Source organism: Bradyrhizobium sp. AZCC 1577 (assembly GCF_036924575.1).
GTDB lineage: Bacteria > Pseudomonadota > Alphaproteobacteria > Rhizobiales > Xanthobacteraceae > Bradyrhizobium.
Genome location: NZ_JAZHRQ010000001.1, coordinates 908,337 through 924,789, shown reverse-complemented (window position 1 = coordinate 924,789; position 16,453 = coordinate 908,337). Strand labels below are relative to the sequence as shown.

The window sequence follows — 16,453 nt, the reverse complement described above, 5'->3', positions numbered from 1 at the left end:
GGCCGGGAAGTGCGGCTTCGCCGGTCAGCCGGAGCGACGAAATGACGGTAGCAAGGCGGCGCGAAACGGCAACGCGAACCCGGTTTTAACCTAACCAGTCAACCTTACTACCCGCGTAAAAGCTACTAATCCCGGCCCTTCTTGGCCTTCTTCTCATCCTTGCCATTGTCCTTTCGCCGGTTGGTGAAGCGCGCATTGCCGAGGCCGGTGCCGATGGTCAACACGCCCCAGTGCTCGACATCCTGCATGAAGGGAACTTCGGAGAGGCCCTGCACCACGCCGTCATTGTGCATCACCACGGCGGTGTCGTGATCGCCGATCTGCGGGATCGCTTCCACCAGGCTTGTCGGCAGGTTGAACGTGCTGCTCTCCCAATTGCCGGGCAGGTTCTGCGCGCCCTTCTCGATCGAGCCGTCCTCGTCGATCACGCCGGGACAAGCGATGCCGATGAAGGGCGCAAGCTTCAGGCCTTCGGCCTCTGTGGCCGCGATCAGGTCCTTCAGCATCTTGACCAGCCGCTTCACCGCACCTTCGCGCGTCGGCTCATCGTCGGCATGCCGCCACAGTTCGGACGTCCACACTTCAGCCCTGGAAAGATCGGGTGCTTTCTTCCAGCGCGTCTCGACCACGCCGCAACGGATGTTGGTGCCGCCGATATCGACGCTGAGGATGCTGTCATGGGCCTCGAAAATCCAGGACGGCGCCAGATGCAGCGTGCCGATCAGGCCGGCATCGTCGGGATGAAAGCGGATCGGCACCACATCGACCTCAAGCCCCTCCGCCTTGAGGATGATGTCGGTGCGGGCGATCGCGAGCTCGCCTACCCGGCTCTGCCTGAAGCCACCGCCCACCACTATGCGCTCGGTATCGGCCCACGCTTTGGTCTTGAGGAACCGCCGCGTCACATAGGCCAGTTCCTGGGCGAATTCCTCGATCGCGCTATGCACCAGCGCGGCGGCGCCGACATCGGCGCCGACCAACGCCTCATCGAGATCGTCCTTGGGAATCTCGCCGGCGGACTTCTTGCCCAAGGGATCGTCGCCGTTCTTCCTGAGCGGCTTGCGCAAGCTGTCCAGGATCTTGCGGAAGGCTCCCTTGCTGGCGCGGTCGCCGAGAAAGCCCTCATCGTCCTTCAACTCGATGTTGAAACTGTCGACCTCGACCGACGGCAGGCGGGTGGCCCCGTGGCGGGCAATCCCCGTGGTCGTTATGCTGTCGTCTGCCATGTGCCGAGCCCCTGCCGGATCTTCGCTGGCGACAACGGGCGGGGAACCCATTGGTTTCATGGAAGGGCGAGTAGCCATTCGCGCTTTTTTGGCCCAAATCCTTCATTGTTGGCCGGTTTTGGGGCCTCTTTGCCTTGACTCACGGCATTCTGCGGCTATAAGTCCCCGCATCCGGCGCGGGATTTCTCGCGCCGCTTGTTTTGCGCGAAATCTTAAGGGGTTTGCTCCCCGGCCGCGCGAAAATCGTACCCATAACGACTGACCAAAAAGCCGACCCGGACAGCCCTTTCGGGAATACGTCCGAGGCCGGGATCGAACACGAAGGAAAAAAACGATGTTCGCAGTCATCAAAACCGGCGGCCGGCAGTACCGCGTCGTTCCGGATGATGTGCTCGAGATAGGCAAGATCGCCGGCGAAGTCGGCACGATCGTGCAGCTTGGTGAAGTTCTGGTGGTCGGCGGTGACACGCCGATGCTGGGCGCGCCGACGGTGGCAGGCGCTTCCGTTGCGGCCGAAGTGCTGGACCACAAGCGCGGCCCCAAGGTGATCGCGTTCAAGAAGCGTCGCCGCAAGAATTCGCGCCGCAAGCGCGGCTATCGCGACGAGATCACGGTGCTTCGCGTCACCGAGATCCTGACCGATAACGCCAAGCCTTCGATCGGCCCGCGGCCGAAGAGGGAAAAGGTCGCCGCACCGGCTGCCAAGGACGACTAGGCGGCGAAGGCCGCCAAGAAGTAGCGGCCAGGAAAGCCGCCGCGAACGGCTAGAGCGATCGGAAGTAATGCGCCTCGACGAAAGTTGAGGCGTGAGAAAAAGTGAAATGATTCCGTCAAGGAATTGATCTAGAAATATTCGAGAGATCGGAGACGGGCCATGGCTCACAAAAAAGCAGGCGGTTCATCGCGAAACGGACGCGATTCAGCGGGCAAGCGCCTTGGTATCAAGGCGTATGGCGGCGAACACGTGATTCCCGGCAACATTATCGCGCGTCAACGCGGCACCACCTGGCATCCCGGCCTTAATGTCGGCATGGGCACCGACCATACTCTCTTTGCCAAAGTCGAAGGTCATGTCGAATTCCGTGCAAAAGCCAATGGCCGCACCTTCGTATCGGTAGTTCCGATGACGGAGGCGGCCGAATAGACGGTGGACAAAATTCGAGTCTGCCGGATCCTGTTGAACCGGCGGAGTCGAAATGGGCTCCAGGGGAGGCGGGAAACCGGCCTCCCCTTTTTAATTTGCGCATATTCGCAATCAGGAGCCCGACATGTTGCAGGACATCCCGATCCAGACCCCGACGCTGCGTCAGACGAGTAGTTGCGTCCTCGAGACCGAACGGCTGACACTGCGCCGGCCGACGCTCGCGGACGTAAAAGCGATTGCGCATCTCGCCAATGATCGCCGCATTGCGGAAAACACCCGCCGCCTGCCGCATCCCTACCTGCAGGACCACGCGGTCGAATTCGTGCGGGCGAACGCCACCGATAACAGCGAGACGGTGTTTCTGATCGAACACAACTATTCGCCGATCGGCATGGTCGGCATCGACCGCGCTGACCCGGATGCACCGGAACTCGGCTATTGGCTCGGCGTCGCGCATTGGGGCCAGGGTTTCGGCACCGAAGCCGCACGCGCCGTGATCGATTTTTTCTTCGAGGAGTTCGACGCCGAACATCTGATTTCGGGCGCCCGCTGCGCCAACCCGGGGTCGCGAAACATCCTGGAGAAATGCGGCTTCCAGTGGAGCGGTGTCGAGTTGCACCGCTTCGAAGCGCTGGGATGCTCGACCCCGGTCGACCGCTTCCGCCTGACACGCAGCGTGTGGGCATCACTGAAGAACTGGGGAAGTTCGACGCGAAGGGAGCGATAGGCTCGCTCGACAACAACACCGTCGTCCCTGCGAACGCAGGGACCCATAACCACAGGACCACGTTGTTGAATCAAGCTGTTGAATCAAGCTGTCGCTCCGGCTCGCTTCTACAATTGATGATGGTGGGTATGGGTCCCGGCTCGCGCTTCGCTTGGCCGGGACGGCGGCTGTGGTGGATCTCACGCCGGCGGATTGACCACCGCTTCTTCACGCCCGAGCTTCTGTTCTCGCAGGAAGATATAAATGCCCGCGCCGATGATGATGGCGGCGCCGACGAGGGTCGAGATTGACGGCACGTCGCCGAACACGACGAAGCCGAAGATCACTGCCCATACGATCATCGAATATTGATACGGCACCACGACGCTGGCCGGCGCAAGTTTCAGCGACCGGTTGATGCACAAGAGTGCAACGACGGAAACCACGCCCGCCGCGGCAAACAGGCCGAGACTGCCGGCGCTCGGCGTCACCCAGCCGATCGGCGACATCAGCGCGCCGAGCAGGAACGTGCCGCCGAACTGCGTGGTCGTCAGCACGATATCCGGCGTGTCCCGCAGCGAGCGCGTGATCAGCATCAGGAACGCGAACGACAGGCTGCCGCCGAGCGCGATCATTGCCGGCCAGCTTACGGTTTGCGTGGACGGGCGCAGCGCAATCAGGACGCCGCAGAATCCGACCAGGATCGCGGTCCAGCGCCGCCAGCCGACCCGCTCGCCGAGCACGATGCCGGAGAGCGCGGTGACGAAAATCGGCGAGGCCAGATAATAGGTGATGACGTCGGCGAGCGGCAGATAGACGGTGGCGAGAAAGAACGCCGCAACCTCGAGCGTCGAGAGCGTCACGCGCAATAGCTGCAGCCACGGCCGCTCGAGGCGCGAGAACTCGGCGCGCTGCTTCCAGATCACCGGCAACAGCACCAGCAGCGCCGCGCAGGCGCGCAGCCACAGCAACTGCCCGACCGAATAGGTCGCGACCATGAATTTCCCAAGCGCATCGCCGAACGAGAACATGAAGATTGACAGCAGCATCAATCCAATGCCGGCCAAGCGCGCGGAGCGCTCGTCATAGGTCGAGATTTTGCCGAACAGGCTCATGACGTTTCCTGCTTGTTGCTCTTCGTCATGGCCAGCGCGTCCGGCCATCCACTTTTTTTGTGCTAGCCACGTTGTCGAGACGCGGATGCCCGGGGACATTTAGCGCGAAGACGCGCTTCGCGCTATTGCCCGGGTATGACCAATTGAGATGGATCGATTTGCCGCAGCTACAGCGCTGCGATACCGGTATCGCTCCAAAAACGGCAGGAAATCCGAGATGACCGAGTTCGACCCCGCCCAGCATCGCATGGTGAGCGAACAGCGCTGGTTCGAGGATTTCGTGCTCGGCGAACGTTTCGTCATTCCTAGCCGGACCCAGACCTCGGCGGTGTTCGCCGCGTTCCAGACCGCGAGCGGCGATACCCATCCGATCCATTACGATGTCGAATATTGCCGCGCCCGCGGCATGCCTGACCTGCTCGCCCATGGCTTCCAAACGCTGGTCCACACCGCGCCGGGTGCAGGCCTGTTCCCCTATCTCGTCGAGGACTCGCTGGTCGGCTTCCTCGAGCAATCGAGCAGGTTCCTGAAACCGGTCTATGCCGGTGACACCATCTACCCCGCGCTCGAGGTGATCGAACTCGTCCCCGGTCGCACCACCGGCGTCGTGACGCTGCGCTCGACGGTGTTCAATCAGCGCAAGGAGCTCGTGCTGGAAGGAATGCAGAAAATTTCTGGTTCGCCGGCGACCGCCCTCATAGGAGGCCGTGGCTTCCGGTTCCGAAAAAGGCCCGAAAATTAAGGCTTTTCGCCAATGTTGCGGTGCTTGAGGGTTGCCGCGCGGGAGCCCCTGCCCTAACTACAGACTGGTTCTGATTGAACCAGTCTGTAAAGTCTTTGTTTTGACGCGTTTTCTTGACGCGAACCGGTGTCCACTTCGCTCGAAAACGCTATAGTAGAAATCATGAAATTCCTTGACGAGGCAAAGGTCTATATCCGCTCCGGCGACGGCGGCAACGGCTGCGTGGCGTTCCGCCGCGAGAAGTTCATCGAGTTCGGCGGGCCCTCCGGCGGCAATGGCGGTCGCGGCGGCGACGTCATCGTCGAGGTGGTCGATGGGCTGAACACGCTGATCGACTATCGCTACCAGCAGCACTTCAAGGCGCAGAAAGGCACCAATGGCATGGGCAAGGACCGCCATGGCGCCAACGGCAAACCGATCGTTCTCAAGGTGCCGGTCGGCACGCAGATATTCGACGAGGACCGCGAGACGTTGATCCACGACTTCACCGAACTCGGCGAAAAATTCGTGCTCGCCGAAGGCGGCAATGGCGGTTTTGGCAACGCGCATTTCAAATCCTCCACGAACCGCGCACCACGCAATGCCAATCCCGGGCAGGAAGGCGAGGAGCGCTGGATCTGGCTGCGGCTGAAGCTGATCGCGGACGCCGGCCTCGTCGGCCTGCCCAATGCCGGCAAGTCGACTTTCCTTTCCGTCGTCAGCGCGGCCAAGCCGAAGATCGCCGACTATCCCTTCACCACGCTGCATCCGCAGCTCGGCGTCGTGAACGCGCAGGGCCGCGAATTCGTGCTCGCCGATATTCCCGGCCTGATCGAAGGCGCGCATGAAGGCGCCGGCCTCGGCGATCGGTTTTTGGGCCATGTCGAGCGCTGCCGCGTGCTGCTGCATTTGATCGATGCAACCTGCGAACACGCCGGCAAGGCGTACAAGACGGTGCGGACCGAGCTCGAAGCCTATGAGGGGCATCTCGCCGAGAAGATCGAGATCGTCGCGCTCAACAAGATCGATGCGGTCGCGCCGGATGAATTGAAGAAGCAGAAAGACCGGCTGAAACGCGCGGCGAAGAAGACGCCGCTGTTGCTTTCCGCCGCCACCGGCGAAGGCGTACCGGAAGCGCTGAAAGCACTGGTCGAAGTCATCGGCGAGGCCCCGGTTTCCCTGAAGGCCAAGGGCGGTCAGGACCCGTGGGCGCCGGTCCCGCCGCCGCAGGGCTGATACAAAGTTAGCCTTCCCGCGGCCGCGCCACTTCCAAATCAGGGGACTGGCGCGTATTGCTTCCGACCATCCGCATCAGCCGACCGCATCATGAAACGCCCCGCGCTCAAAAACTTCCGCCGCATCGTCGTCAAGGTCGGCTCCTCGCTGCTGATCGACTCCAATGCTGGCGAAGTCCGTTCGGCATGGCTGTCGGCGCTGGCCGCCGATATCGCCAAGCTGCACGGCGAGGGCCGCGATGTTCTCGTCGTCTCGTCAGGCTCGATCGCGCTCGGACGCAGCCGGTTGAAACTGCCGCGTGGCCCGCTGAAGCTGGAAGAAAGCCAGGGCGCCGCCGCCGTCGGGCAGATCGCGCTGGCACGGATCTGGTCGGAGGTGCTCGGCGCTCATGGCATCGGCGCCGGGCAGATCCTGGTAACGCTGCAGGACACCGAGGAGCGCCGCCGCTATCTCAACGCGCGCTCGACCATCGCCAAGCTGCTGGAGTGGCGCGCAGTACCCGTGATCAACGAGAACGACACGGTCGCCACCAACGAGATCCGCTACGGCGACAATGATCGTCTTGCCGCGCGCGTCGCCACCATGACGAGCGCCGATCTGCTGATTCTGTTGTCCGATATCGACGGGCTCTATGACGCGCCGCCCGGCGCCAATCCCAACGCAAAGCTGATTCCGATCGTCGAGTCCGTCACCTCGGAGATCGAAAGCATGGCGGGCGCGGCCGAATCCGAACTGTCGCGCGGCGGCATGTTCACCAAGATCGAGGCGGCGAAAATCGCGACGACGTCAGGCACGCATATGCTGATCGCGTCGGGCAAGATCGAGCATCCGCTGCAGGCAATATCAGACGGCGGACGCTGCACCTGGTTCCTGACGCCGGCCAATCCCGTCACCGCGCGCAAGCGATGGATCGCGGGCTCGCTGGAGCCGAAGGGCACGCTGACCATCGATGCAGGTGCGGTCGCAGCGCTCCGCGCGGGAAAAAGCCTGCTGCCGGCCGGCGTGATCCGGATCGACGGCCAGTTCGCCCGCGGCGATGCCGTGGTGGTGCGCGGCCCTGATACCCACGAGATCGGCCGCGGCCTCGTCGCCTACGACGCCGAGGATGCGGAGAAGATCAAAGGTCGCTCCTCGCCGGACGTGATGGCAATCCTTGGCATCAGCGGCCGGGCAGAGATGATCCACCGCGACGATCTGGTGGTGGGCCCTAGTGGAGCCATTCCAGCCAAGTAGGCCAATGGCCGAGTGGTACCGGCAACCAGCCATGCCGGTTCCGGACCTCGCAAAAGCGCGATTTCCGTGCTAGCACATAACCTTACTCTTGACCCTGAGACCTCCGATGACCGCGCCGCTCAAGGCTATCGACGGTAACGCCGATCTGCCCGCTTTGATGACCGACCTCGCCTCCCATGCGCGCGACGCCGCGCGGATGCTGGCGCTGGCGCCGCCGGAGCAGAAGGACCGGGCGCTGGAGGCGATCGAGCGGGCGATCCGCGCCAACGCGGCAAACATTCTTGCGGCCAATGCCGAGGACGTCGCGGAGGTCCGCGCCACAGGCGCGACCTCGGCCTTCATCGACCGCCTGACGCTGACACCGGCTCGCATCGACGCGATGGCCGATGGCGTTGCGACTGTGCGCGGCATCCCCGATCCGGTCGGCGCCGTCACCGAAAGCTGGCAGCGGCCGAACGGCATGACCATCGAGCGCGTGCGCGTGCCGCTCGGCGTGATCGGCGTGATCTTCGAGAGCCGCCCCAATGTCGCGGCCGACGCCGGCGTGCTGTGCCTGAAGTCCGGCAATGCGGTGATCCTGCGCGGTGGCTCAGACAGCTTCCGCTCCTGCCGGGCGATTCACGAAGCCTTGGTACAGGGCCTGCGCGAGGCCGGTCTGCCGGAAGCCGCGATCACGCTGGTGCCGACGCGCGACCGCGCGGCGGTCGGGCTGATGCTGTCAGGCCTGAACGGCGGCATCGACGTCATCGTGCCGCGCGGCGGCAAGAGCCTGGTGGCGCGGGTTGAAACGGAAGCGCGCGTGCCGGTGTTTGCCCATCTCGAAGGCGTCAACCACGTCTATGTCGACCGCACCGCCAATCTCGATATGGCCAAGTCGATCGTGTTGAACGCCAAGATGCGCCGGACCGGCGTCTGCGGCGCCGCCGAGACGCTGCTGGTCGATCGCGCGGGCGCCGCCGCCAATCTGAAGCCGCTGATCGAGATGCTGATCGAATCCGGCTGCGAGGTGCGCGGCGACGACGCCGTGCAGAAGGTCGACGAGCGGGTGAAGCCGGCATCGGACGATGACTGGGATACCGAGTATCTCGATGCCATCATCGCCGCGCGTGTCGTCGACGGCGTTGACGGGGCCATCACGCACATCCGGAACCACGGCTCGCGCCACACCGATGCGATCGTGGCCGAGGATGCCAAAGCGGCCGAGAAATTCCTCAGAGAGGTCGATTCGGCGATCGTGCTGCATAACGCGTCGACGCAGTTCGCCGACGGCGGCGAGTTCGGCTTCGGCGCCGAGATCGGGATTGCCACCGGCAAATTCCACGCCCGCGGGCCGGTCGGAGCCGAGCAACTGACCAGCTTCAAATACCGCGTTCACGGCACCGGGCAGACGCGGCCGTGACCGCAAGCCCGCGCCCGCGGTGACCCGTCCGATGAAGTTGCAATCCGCCGCGCAAGCCATTCCCTTCCATACCAATGGCATGCGCGTCGGCCTGCTCGGCGGCTCATTCAATCCGCCACACGCGGCGCATCGCGCCATCAGCCTGTTTGCGCTGAAGCGCTTGAAGCTCGATCGCGTTTGGTGGCTGCTGACCCCCGGCAATCCGCTCAAGGATACCGGCCGGCTGCACGGCCTTGGCGAACGGGCGAGTGCCGCGCGCGACGTCGCCGACGATCCGCGCATCGATATCAGTTGTCTCGAAGCTGTCATCGGCACCAAGTACACTGTCGACACGATCATTCATTTGCGTCGCCGCGTTTCCGGCGTGCGCTTCGTCTGGATCATGGGCGCCGACAATCTCGCGCAGTTCCATCGCTGGAAGGATTGGCGGCGTATCGCTGCCGAGGTGCCGCTCGCCGTGATCGATCGTCCGCCGCAGAGTTTCCGGGCGCTCGCCGCGCCGGCTGCCCAGGCGCTGGCGCGGTATAGGTTGCCCGAGAATCAGGCGGCCCGGCTAGCCGATCAGCAGGCGCCGGCCTGGGTTTTCCTCCCCGGCATGAAACTGAACCTGTCGTCGACGGGCCTGCGGAACTCCGACGGGAGCTGGAAGGCAAAAAAGAAGTGACAGTTCGGTCTGAACCGGCGGGTGGGGTCACTGGAATATTGAAACCATTAACCCCACATGCCTAATATGGTCCGCGGACGTCGGGATTCGGCGTTCGCGATACAGTGAAAGGAATGGTCCCTGGCCACATCTGTATTGTCCAAGTCCAAGTCTGTTTTACCCAAGGCAACTAGCAAGACTTCTGGCAAGTCCGCCAAGAACACGGGTAAAACATCGACACAAGCTGCAGCCTTGAAGGCGCAACCCGACGCCGACAAGACGCTGAATATGATCCTCTCCCGCCTCGACGATATGAAGGCGGAAGAAACGATCACCATCGACCTTCGCGGCAAATCCGCCTTTTCCGACTACATGATCGTCACGTCAGGCCGGGCCAACCGGCATGTCGGCGCGATTGCGGAAAACGTCACGAAAGCCCTGAAGGAAACCGGCATCAGGAACATCCATGTCGAGGGCTTGCCTAATTGCGACTGGGTGCTGATCGATTCCGGCGATGTGGTCGTGCACGTGTTCAGACCCGAGGTGCGCGAATTCTACAATCTTGAAAGGTTGTGGACGCAAAACCCGGCGGCGGCAGCGATCTGAAACCTCGGCCGATGCGAAATCGGCTAAGGCGCACGTAGTTTGCCAGCGCGCGCGAAAAGCGCGCGCGCCGAAACGCGTGCCGGAAAGTGCACGCCAGAAACAGCATTCATGCGCCTCGTCGTGGTTTCAATAGGCCGGCTGAAGCAGGGCCCGGAGCAGGAGCTGGCCGAACGCTACCGCGAGCGCTTCGAGGACATCGGCCGCAAGCTCGGTTTTCGCGGTCTTTCGATCCATGAAATTCCCGAAAGCCGCGCACGCGATACTGCGACCCGGATATCGGAGGAGGCCGCCGCGATCGCGGCGGCGATACCGGAGAAATCCATGCTGGTGGCGCTGGACGAGCACGGCAAGAACATCGATAGCGCGACCTTCGCCCGACAGCTCGGCGATTGGCGGGATGAAGGGGTCGCCAACACAATTTTCGCCATCGGTGGCGCGGACGGACTTTCGCCCGATTTGCAGCGCAAGGCTAAATTACGCATTGCGTTCGGCTCGGCGACCTGGCCGCATCAAATGGTTCGCGTCATGCTTCTTGAACAGATTTATCGGGCCGCCACCATTCTGGCCGGCCACCCCTACCACCGCGCGTAAGGCACGGTGACGTGAATACAGAGAACGCTGAATAGGCCGGATGCATTCAACGCAGCACATTCATTCATACCCTGACACCGGCCATCGCGGCGTACCGCTGATGTCAGCCGTCTCGCTTCCCCTGATTCTGCTGTCCGCAAGCTTTGCCATGACGTCGCTTTTGCCGGCGGCGGCGCAACCCGCCGCAACCGCGCAGCAAGCAACTGCCGTTTCGCCTGATGCCATCAAGCAGCGTGAGCAGGAGCTGGAAGCCGCGCGCGAGGAGCAGCGCAAGGCGGCCGAATTGCAACAGAAGCTAAAGGCCGACATCGCCGCGATCGGGCAGGACCGCTCCAAGCTCAACCAGCAACTGATCGACATCGCTACCCAGGTGCGCAACATCGAAACCCGCATCGGCGAGACCGAGGGACGATTGCGTCCGCTCGACAGCCGAGAGCAGCAGGCCCGCGCTTCGCTCGATTCACGCCGCGCTGAAATCATCGAGGTGCTGGCGGCCTTGCAGCGCGCCGGCCGGCGCACGCCGCCGGCGCTGCTGGTCCGGCCTGAGGACGCACTGCAGTCGCTGCGCACCGCCATGCTGCTCGGCGCGGTCGTCCCCGAGCTGCGCGGCCGCGCGGAGAAGCTTGCCGCCGACCTCGGCGAGCTCGTGACCCTGCGCAAGAACATCGCCACCGAGCGCGACATACTTGCGCGGGACCGCGACAGGCTGAAGGATGATTCCATCCGACTGGCGGCGCTGGTGGAAGAACGACAGCGCAAGCAGAGCGCGATCGAAAAGGACATGGAGGCCGAAGGCGCACGCGCCATCAACCTGTCCAGGCAGGTCGACAGCCTGCAGGGTCTGATCGGGAAAATGGAACAGGATCTGAAGAGCGCCGCCAAGGCGGCCGCGACCGCCAGCCTGCAGGGCGCCCCGGCTGCCCCGGGCGGCAAGCCCAATCTGGGAGCATTGAAAGATCCCGCCCGGCTGAGCCCGGCCATCGCATTCGCTTCTGCGAAGGGGCTGTTCGCTTTTCCGGTCAATGGCCGCAAGATTCGCAATTTTGGCGGTTCCGACGGCGCGGGCGGCGTGGAAAAAGGCATTTCTTTGGCGACGCGCGCCGGGGCCCAGGTCACAACACCGTGTGACGGCTGGGTTGTTTACGCCGGACCCTTCCGCAGCTACGGACAACTCTTGATCCTCAATGCCGGGGGCGGGTATCATGTCCTGATCGCCGGGATGGAGCGCATTTCGGTAAACATCGGCCAGTTTGTACTTACGGGAGAGCCGGTCGCGACCATGGGAACAACATCCCAAGTCGCATCCATCCTCGCGACGACCGCGAGCCAGCCGGTGCTCTACGTCGAGTTCCGCAAAGACGGCACTCCAATCGACTCAGGCCCATGGTGGGCCGCAAGTGAAGGCGAAAAGGTTCGCGGATGATGCGCAAGACTTCTGTAATTCTTCTCAGCGCCGCCACCGGTGCGGCTTTGACGCTCTTCGTCACGCAGCCTCGTTCCGTGCTGATGGGATCGAGTGCGCGTGCGGCGACGTCGGACACCTACCGCCAGCTCAATCTGTTCGGCGACGTGTTCGAACGCGTGCGCAGCGACTATGTCGAGAAGCCCGACGACTCCAAGCTGGTCGAATCGGCGATCTCGGGCATGCTGACCGGCCTCGATCCGCATTCCAGCTACATGGACGCCAAGAGCTTCCGTGACATGCAGGTACAGACCCGCGGTGAGTTCGGCGGGCTCGGCATCGAGGTCACGATGGAAGACGGGCTGATCAAGGTCGTCTCGCCGATCGACGACACGCCAGCGTCGAAGGCCGGCATCATGGCCAACGATATCATCACCAATCTCGACGACGAAGCCGTGCAGGGTCTCACCCTCAACCAGGCGGTCGAGAAGATGCGCGGACCGGTCAACACCAAGATCCGTCTCAAGATCATCCGCAAGGGCCAGGAAAATCCGATCGAAGTGACGCTGGTGCGCGACAACATCCGCGTCCGCTCCGTACGCGCGCGCGTCGAACAGGACGACATCGCCTATATCCGCGTCACCACCTTCAACGAGCAGACCACCGAAGGCCTGAAGCGCGAGATCGGCAACCTCTCGAACCAGATCGGCGACAAGCTGAAGGGCTACATCATCGACCTGCGCAATAATCCCGGCGGCTTGCTGGAGGAAGCGGTCACCGTTTCCGACACCTTCCTGGAGCGCGGCGAGATCGTCTCGACCCGCGGCCGCAATGCCGAGGAGACCCAGCGCCGCGCCGCCCATGCAGGTGACCTGACCAAGGGCAAGCCGATCATCGTGCTGGTCAACGGCGGCTCGGCTTCGGCTTCCGAAATCGTCGCCGGCGCGCTGCAGGACCACAAGCGCGCGACGCTTGTCGGCACGCGCTCATTCGGCAAGGGCTCGGTGCAGACCATCATCCCGCTCGGCAGCGGCAACGGCGCGCTGCGCCTCACCACCGCGCGCTACTTCACGCCGTCGGGCAAGTCGATCCAGGCCAAGGGCATCGTGCCCGATATCGAGGTGCTCCAGGACGTGCCGGACGAATTGAAGGCGCGCACCGACACCAAGGGCGAGGCCTCGCTGCGTGGCCATCTGAAGACCGACGGCGACGAGAAGACCGGCTCGCAATCCTACGTGCCGCCGGACGCCAAGGACGACAAGGCGCTGAAGACCGCCGCCGACCTGCTGCACGGCATCAAGTCGACGGCAAGCAGCGCACCGGCGCCCGGCGACAAGGCGGCAGTCGACAAGCCAGCCAAGGCGGCGAACTGATCGTAGCCCCGTAAATTTCCGTGAAGAAAAGGCGGCCTCCGGGCCGCCTTTTTGTTGCGCTTCGGCCGTCCGCTTGCCCTGGCGAGGGCCAAGCGAGGCGCTTTTGCGCGCGGCGCAGCGCTCGAATCCGACTCCTCGTGGTATCGTCAGCGCGGTTGATTCGGGGAGGTCTATGACGGAAACGGCCGACGAACTGAGCACGCCGCTTGGACAGAAGACGGAGCGCCAGAAGCGGCGGTTTCGGCTGCCGTTCACCGCGGTGCAGGCGCTGGCCATGCTGCTCGGCCTGTTCCTGATCGCCTTCCTGACGATCGCTCTGTTTACCGACAATCCGTTGGGTGGCGAGCCCGTCGCCCACGTCGCATTGCGCGGGCCTGTGGGGGACGACAAGCAGCCGGCGGCTTCCGCCCACACCGAACAGGCCGCAAAAAGGCCATCCCCGGCCGCCGACAATAGGGGCGATAACAAGACCGTCACCATCATCGATGGCTCCAGCGGCAAGCGCCAGGACGTCGTGATCGGCAGCGATGCCGCCGACAAGTCCGGCTCGGACTCCGCGCCGGCAACCGCGATGGCCGGCATCGATCAGCGGCTCCTCGAAAAGTCGCGCTACGGCATGATCCCGGCGGTTGCCGACGGTCTGAAACCCTTCACTGTCTACGCGGCCGACGCCGACCGCACCAAGGCCGCGAAGATGCCGGTGGTCGCCATCGTCATCGGTGGCCTCGGCGTCGGCGCTGCCAAGACGACCGATGCCATCATGAAACTGCCACCGGCCGTGACCCTGGCGTTTACGCCGTATGGGGCAGATCCCGCCAAGTTGGCCGAGCGGGCCCGCGCGCAGCGCCACGAGATCCTGCTGCAGGTTCCAATGGAGCCGTTCGATTATCCCGATAACGATCCCGGCCCGCAAACCCTGCTCACGACGCTGACGTCAGAGCAGAACATCGACCGGCTGTACTGGCACCTCAGCCGGTTCCAGGGCTATGCCGGGATCGCCAATTTCATGGGGGCGCGTTTCACGGCCACTGACGCAGTGATGCAGCCGATTATCCGGGAGGCAGCCAAGCGCGGCCTCGGCTATCTCGATGACGGCTCCTCGCCGCGGAGCGCCGCGCCGTCCCTGACGGCAGCCCAATCGATGCCCTTCGCCACGGCCGATTTCACCATCGATGCCGTGCCGACCTCGGCCGAAATCGACCGGACGCTGGTGAAACTGGAAACGCTCGCCAAGGAGCGCGGACTGGCTGTGGGCGTCGCCTCGGCGCTACCGGTTTCGATCGAGCGGATTGCCGCCTGGATCAAGACTCTCGAGGCCCGCGGCATCATGCTTGTGCCATTGACAACGGCGATGCTGAAATCAAAATCAGGCTAGAGATCAACCTGATGGCAGCAATCCGGGCTCCCTCGGATTGCGCCGCCCCGGCCGGTTTGCGGGTGACTTGCTGCAGCTATAGGAGTCCTGACGGAAATGGCGCGCTACGAGGACCTGCCCTACCGGACCTGCGTCGGCATGATGCTGATCAATGCAGCCGGGCTGGTTTTCATTGGCCGGCGCGCTGGCGGCATCGAACATGTCGACGAATCCCACGTCTGGCAGATGCCGCAGGGCGGGGTCGATCCCGGCGAGGATACTTGGGAGGCCGCCAAGCGCGAGCTTTACGAGGAAACCAGCGTTCGCTCGGTGGAGAAGCTTGGTGAAGTCCCGGATTGGCTGATCTACGACATTCCACGTACGGTGGCCGGCCGCGCCTGGAAGGGCCGTTATCGCGGGCAACGGCAGAAATGGTACGCGGTGCGTTTCACCGGCAAGGATAACGAGATCAACGTCGCCAGCCCTGGCGGCGGGCACAAGGCCGAATTCGTTAGCTGGCGCTGGGAGCCGATGAAGAATCTCCCGAACCTGATCGTTCCGTTCAAACGGCCAGTCTATGAGCGTGTGGTCAAGGAATTCGCCAGCCTAGCGGGCGGCTAGCCACTTTCTTTGTGACGCGTCTATCGTGACGCGAACCGGCACTTATCAGGACATGTCCGACAAGCCCTATCGCCCCAACGTGGGAATCGCGCTGTTCAACACCTCGGGTCAGGTGCTGATCGGCCGCCGTTTCCGTGACGACGGGCCGGAAATCATCTTGCCGGGTTTGGAATGGCAGATGCCCCAGGGCGGCATCGACGCCGACGAGAACCCGCGCGATGCTGTCATGCGCGAACTCTGGGAAGAGACCGGGGCGGTCAGCGCCGAATACCTCGGCGAGACCGATTGGATGAATTACGAATTTCCACCGTATGATGGGCCGGTCGACCATCGCTTGGCGAAATTCCGCGGCCAGCGGCAGAAATGGTTCGCATTGCGGTTCACTGGCCGCGATGACGAGATCGACCCACTGACGCAGCGCAACGGCCAGCCGGCCGAATTCGATTCCTGGCGCTGGGAACGGCTCGACCGTGTCGCGGACCTCGTGGTGCCATTCCGGCGCGACGTGTACCGGATGGTGGTGCAGCAGTTCGCGGAATTCGCCCGCTAGATTCTATCGAACCGAAAGGCTCTAGACTGCGTCTAACCACACGGTGGATGCGAGGCGCTTGACAGTGGTTTGTCGCTGAATATTTTTTACGCAAAGCGGATTCTCCGCCGTAACCCACTCAGAGGAAACGATAGAGCGACCGTCAAGGGATGACGAAGATGATCGACGAAAAACTGGCCCGTTTGCGTACACATCGCAACAATATCGACCGTTATCGCCGTCTTCTTAAAACCAGGCTGACAGAGCTTGAACAACAGTACATCGAAAAGCGGCTCTCCGAAGAACAGTCGGCTCTGGAAAGACTCGCTGCCTCTACGTTTCCGCTCACCTTCCAGGCCCCGGAACAGCATTCTCACCGACCGGAGCCGCCGATCTCGTCGGCGGCCTGAGATGCCCGTTGCGGCGCGGCGCTTGTCAGTCGATCCGGCCACGGCCGGGAATGGCGAGCGTGATGCGATGTTTGCCTGACATGAAGGACGTGACCGTAACCAAGCGCCGCCGGAGTTGGGAATGGCGGGTAACAGACGAGAGCG

17 protein-coding genes and 1 pseudogene are annotated in these 16,453 nt (G+C 63.2%); 16 read left to right on the top strand and 2 right to left on the bottom strand.

All coding sequences use genetic code 11. The annotated features are described in order from the left end of the window. Positions 1 to 125: 125 nt before the first annotated feature. Entirely contained in the window at positions 126 to 1,226 is a 1,101-nt protein-coding gene (locus V1278_RS04350; protein WP_334365567.1) for an ROK family protein, read from the bottom strand. 334 nt (positions 1,227 to 1,560) lie between these two features. On the opposite strand from V1278_RS04350, the gene rplU reads away from it, so the two are divergent. The 3 genes from rplU (at position 1,561) to V1278_RS04335 (ending at position 3,097) form a co-directional block, all read left to right on the top strand. Further along, positions 1,561 to 1,941, top strand: a complete 381-nt coding sequence (gene rplU, locus V1278_RS04345; protein WP_334365569.1) for a 50S ribosomal protein L21 — start codon at positions 1,561 to 1,563, stop codon at positions 1,939 to 1,941. A 159-nt stretch (positions 1,942 to 2,100) separates the two neighbouring features. Further along, on the top strand, positions 2,101 to 2,370 hold the full coding sequence (gene rpmA / locus V1278_RS04340) for a 50S ribosomal protein L27 (protein WP_028348532.1): 270 nt from the start codon (positions 2,101 to 2,103) through the stop codon (positions 2,368 to 2,370). 124 nt (positions 2,371 to 2,494) lie between these two features. Further along, entirely contained in the window at positions 2,495 to 3,097 is a 603-nt protein-coding gene (locus V1278_RS04335; RefSeq protein ID WP_334379802.1) for a GNAT family N-acetyltransferase, read from the top strand. Positions 3,098 to 3,276: 179 nt separating this feature from the next. On the opposite strand, the gene V1278_RS04330 is transcribed toward V1278_RS04335, so the two are convergent. Continuing rightward, positions 3,277 to 4,191, bottom strand: a complete 915-nt coding sequence (locus tag V1278_RS04330) for a DMT family transporter (RefSeq protein ID WP_334365570.1) — start codon at positions 4,189 to 4,191, stop codon at positions 3,277 to 3,279. 217 nt (positions 4,192 to 4,408) lie between these two features. Here V1278_RS04330 and V1278_RS04325 point away from each other — a divergent pair. The 13 genes and pseudogenes from V1278_RS04325 to V1278_RS04265 all read left to right on the top strand — a co-directional run bounded on the left by V1278_RS04325 (position 4,409) and on the right by V1278_RS04265 (position 16,309). Next, positions 4,409 to 4,892, top strand: a pseudogene (locus V1278_RS04325) (MaoC family dehydratase). A 203-nt stretch (positions 4,893 to 5,095) separates the two neighbouring features. Further along, positions 5,096 to 6,148: a GTPase ObgE gene (gene obgE, locus V1278_RS04320; RefSeq protein WP_065744722.1), complete on the top strand. Its 1,053-nt coding sequence runs from the start codon at positions 5,096 to 5,098 to the stop codon at positions 6,146 to 6,148. A 90-nt stretch (positions 6,149 to 6,238) separates the two neighbouring features. Next, a complete protein-coding gene (proB, locus tag V1278_RS04315; RefSeq protein WP_334379801.1) occupies positions 6,239 to 7,381 on the top strand; it encodes a glutamate 5-kinase in 1,143 nt (380 codons plus the stop codon). 106 nt (positions 7,382 to 7,487) lie between these two features. Next, positions 7,488 to 8,780: a glutamate-5-semialdehyde dehydrogenase gene (locus V1278_RS04310; protein WP_334379800.1), complete on the top strand. Its 1,293-nt coding sequence runs from the start codon at positions 7,488 to 7,490 to the stop codon at positions 8,778 to 8,780. A 31-nt stretch (positions 8,781 to 8,811) separates the two neighbouring features. Beyond that, positions 8,812 to 9,444, top strand: a complete 633-nt coding sequence (locus tag V1278_RS04305) for a nicotinate-nucleotide adenylyltransferase (RefSeq protein ID WP_334365575.1) — start codon at positions 8,812 to 8,814, stop codon at positions 9,442 to 9,444. Between the two features lie 231 nt (positions 9,445 to 9,675). Beyond that, positions 9,676 to 10,029, top strand: coding sequence for a ribosome silencing factor (rsfS, locus tag V1278_RS04300; protein WP_334369066.1), 354 nt, complete (start codon positions 9,676 to 9,678; stop codon positions 10,027 to 10,029). Between the two features lie 108 nt (positions 10,030 to 10,137). Next, a complete protein-coding gene (gene rlmH / locus V1278_RS04295; protein ID WP_334379799.1) occupies positions 10,138 to 10,620 on the top strand; it encodes a 23S rRNA (pseudouridine(1915)-N(3))-methyltransferase RlmH in 483 nt (160 codons plus the stop codon). A 148-nt stretch (positions 10,621 to 10,768) separates the two neighbouring features. Further along, complete coding sequence (locus V1278_RS04290; protein WP_334384095.1) at positions 10,769 to 12,043, top strand: murein hydrolase activator EnvC family protein; 1,275 nt, start codon at positions 10,769 to 10,771, stop codon at positions 12,041 to 12,043. Further along, positions 12,040 to 13,395, top strand: a complete 1,356-nt coding sequence (locus V1278_RS04285; RefSeq protein WP_334365576.1) for a S41 family peptidase — start codon at positions 12,040 to 12,042, stop codon at positions 13,393 to 13,395. The genes V1278_RS04290 and V1278_RS04285 overlap by 4 nt, the downstream gene beginning before the upstream one ends. A gap of 172 nt (positions 13,396 to 13,567) precedes the next feature. Continuing rightward, a complete protein-coding gene (locus tag V1278_RS04280; RefSeq protein ID WP_334379798.1) occupies positions 13,568 to 14,770 on the top strand; it encodes a divergent polysaccharide deacetylase family protein in 1,203 nt (400 codons plus the stop codon). A 96-nt stretch (positions 14,771 to 14,866) separates the two neighbouring features. Continuing rightward, positions 14,867 to 15,370 carry an RNA pyrophosphohydrolase gene (locus V1278_RS04275; protein ID WP_057842610.1) on the top strand — a complete coding sequence of 168 codons (504 nt, stop codon included), beginning with the start codon at positions 14,867 to 14,869 and terminating at the stop codon, positions 15,368 to 15,370. Between the two features lie 52 nt (positions 15,371 to 15,422). Beyond that, entirely contained in the window at positions 15,423 to 15,920 is a 498-nt protein-coding gene (locus V1278_RS04270; protein ID WP_334384093.1) for an RNA pyrophosphohydrolase, read from the top strand. A gap of 158 nt (positions 15,921 to 16,078) precedes the next feature. After that, a complete protein-coding gene (locus V1278_RS04265) occupies positions 16,079 to 16,309 on the top strand; it encodes a hypothetical protein (protein WP_334365578.1) in 231 nt (76 codons plus the stop codon). Positions 16,310 to 16,453 lie beyond the last annotated feature (144 nt).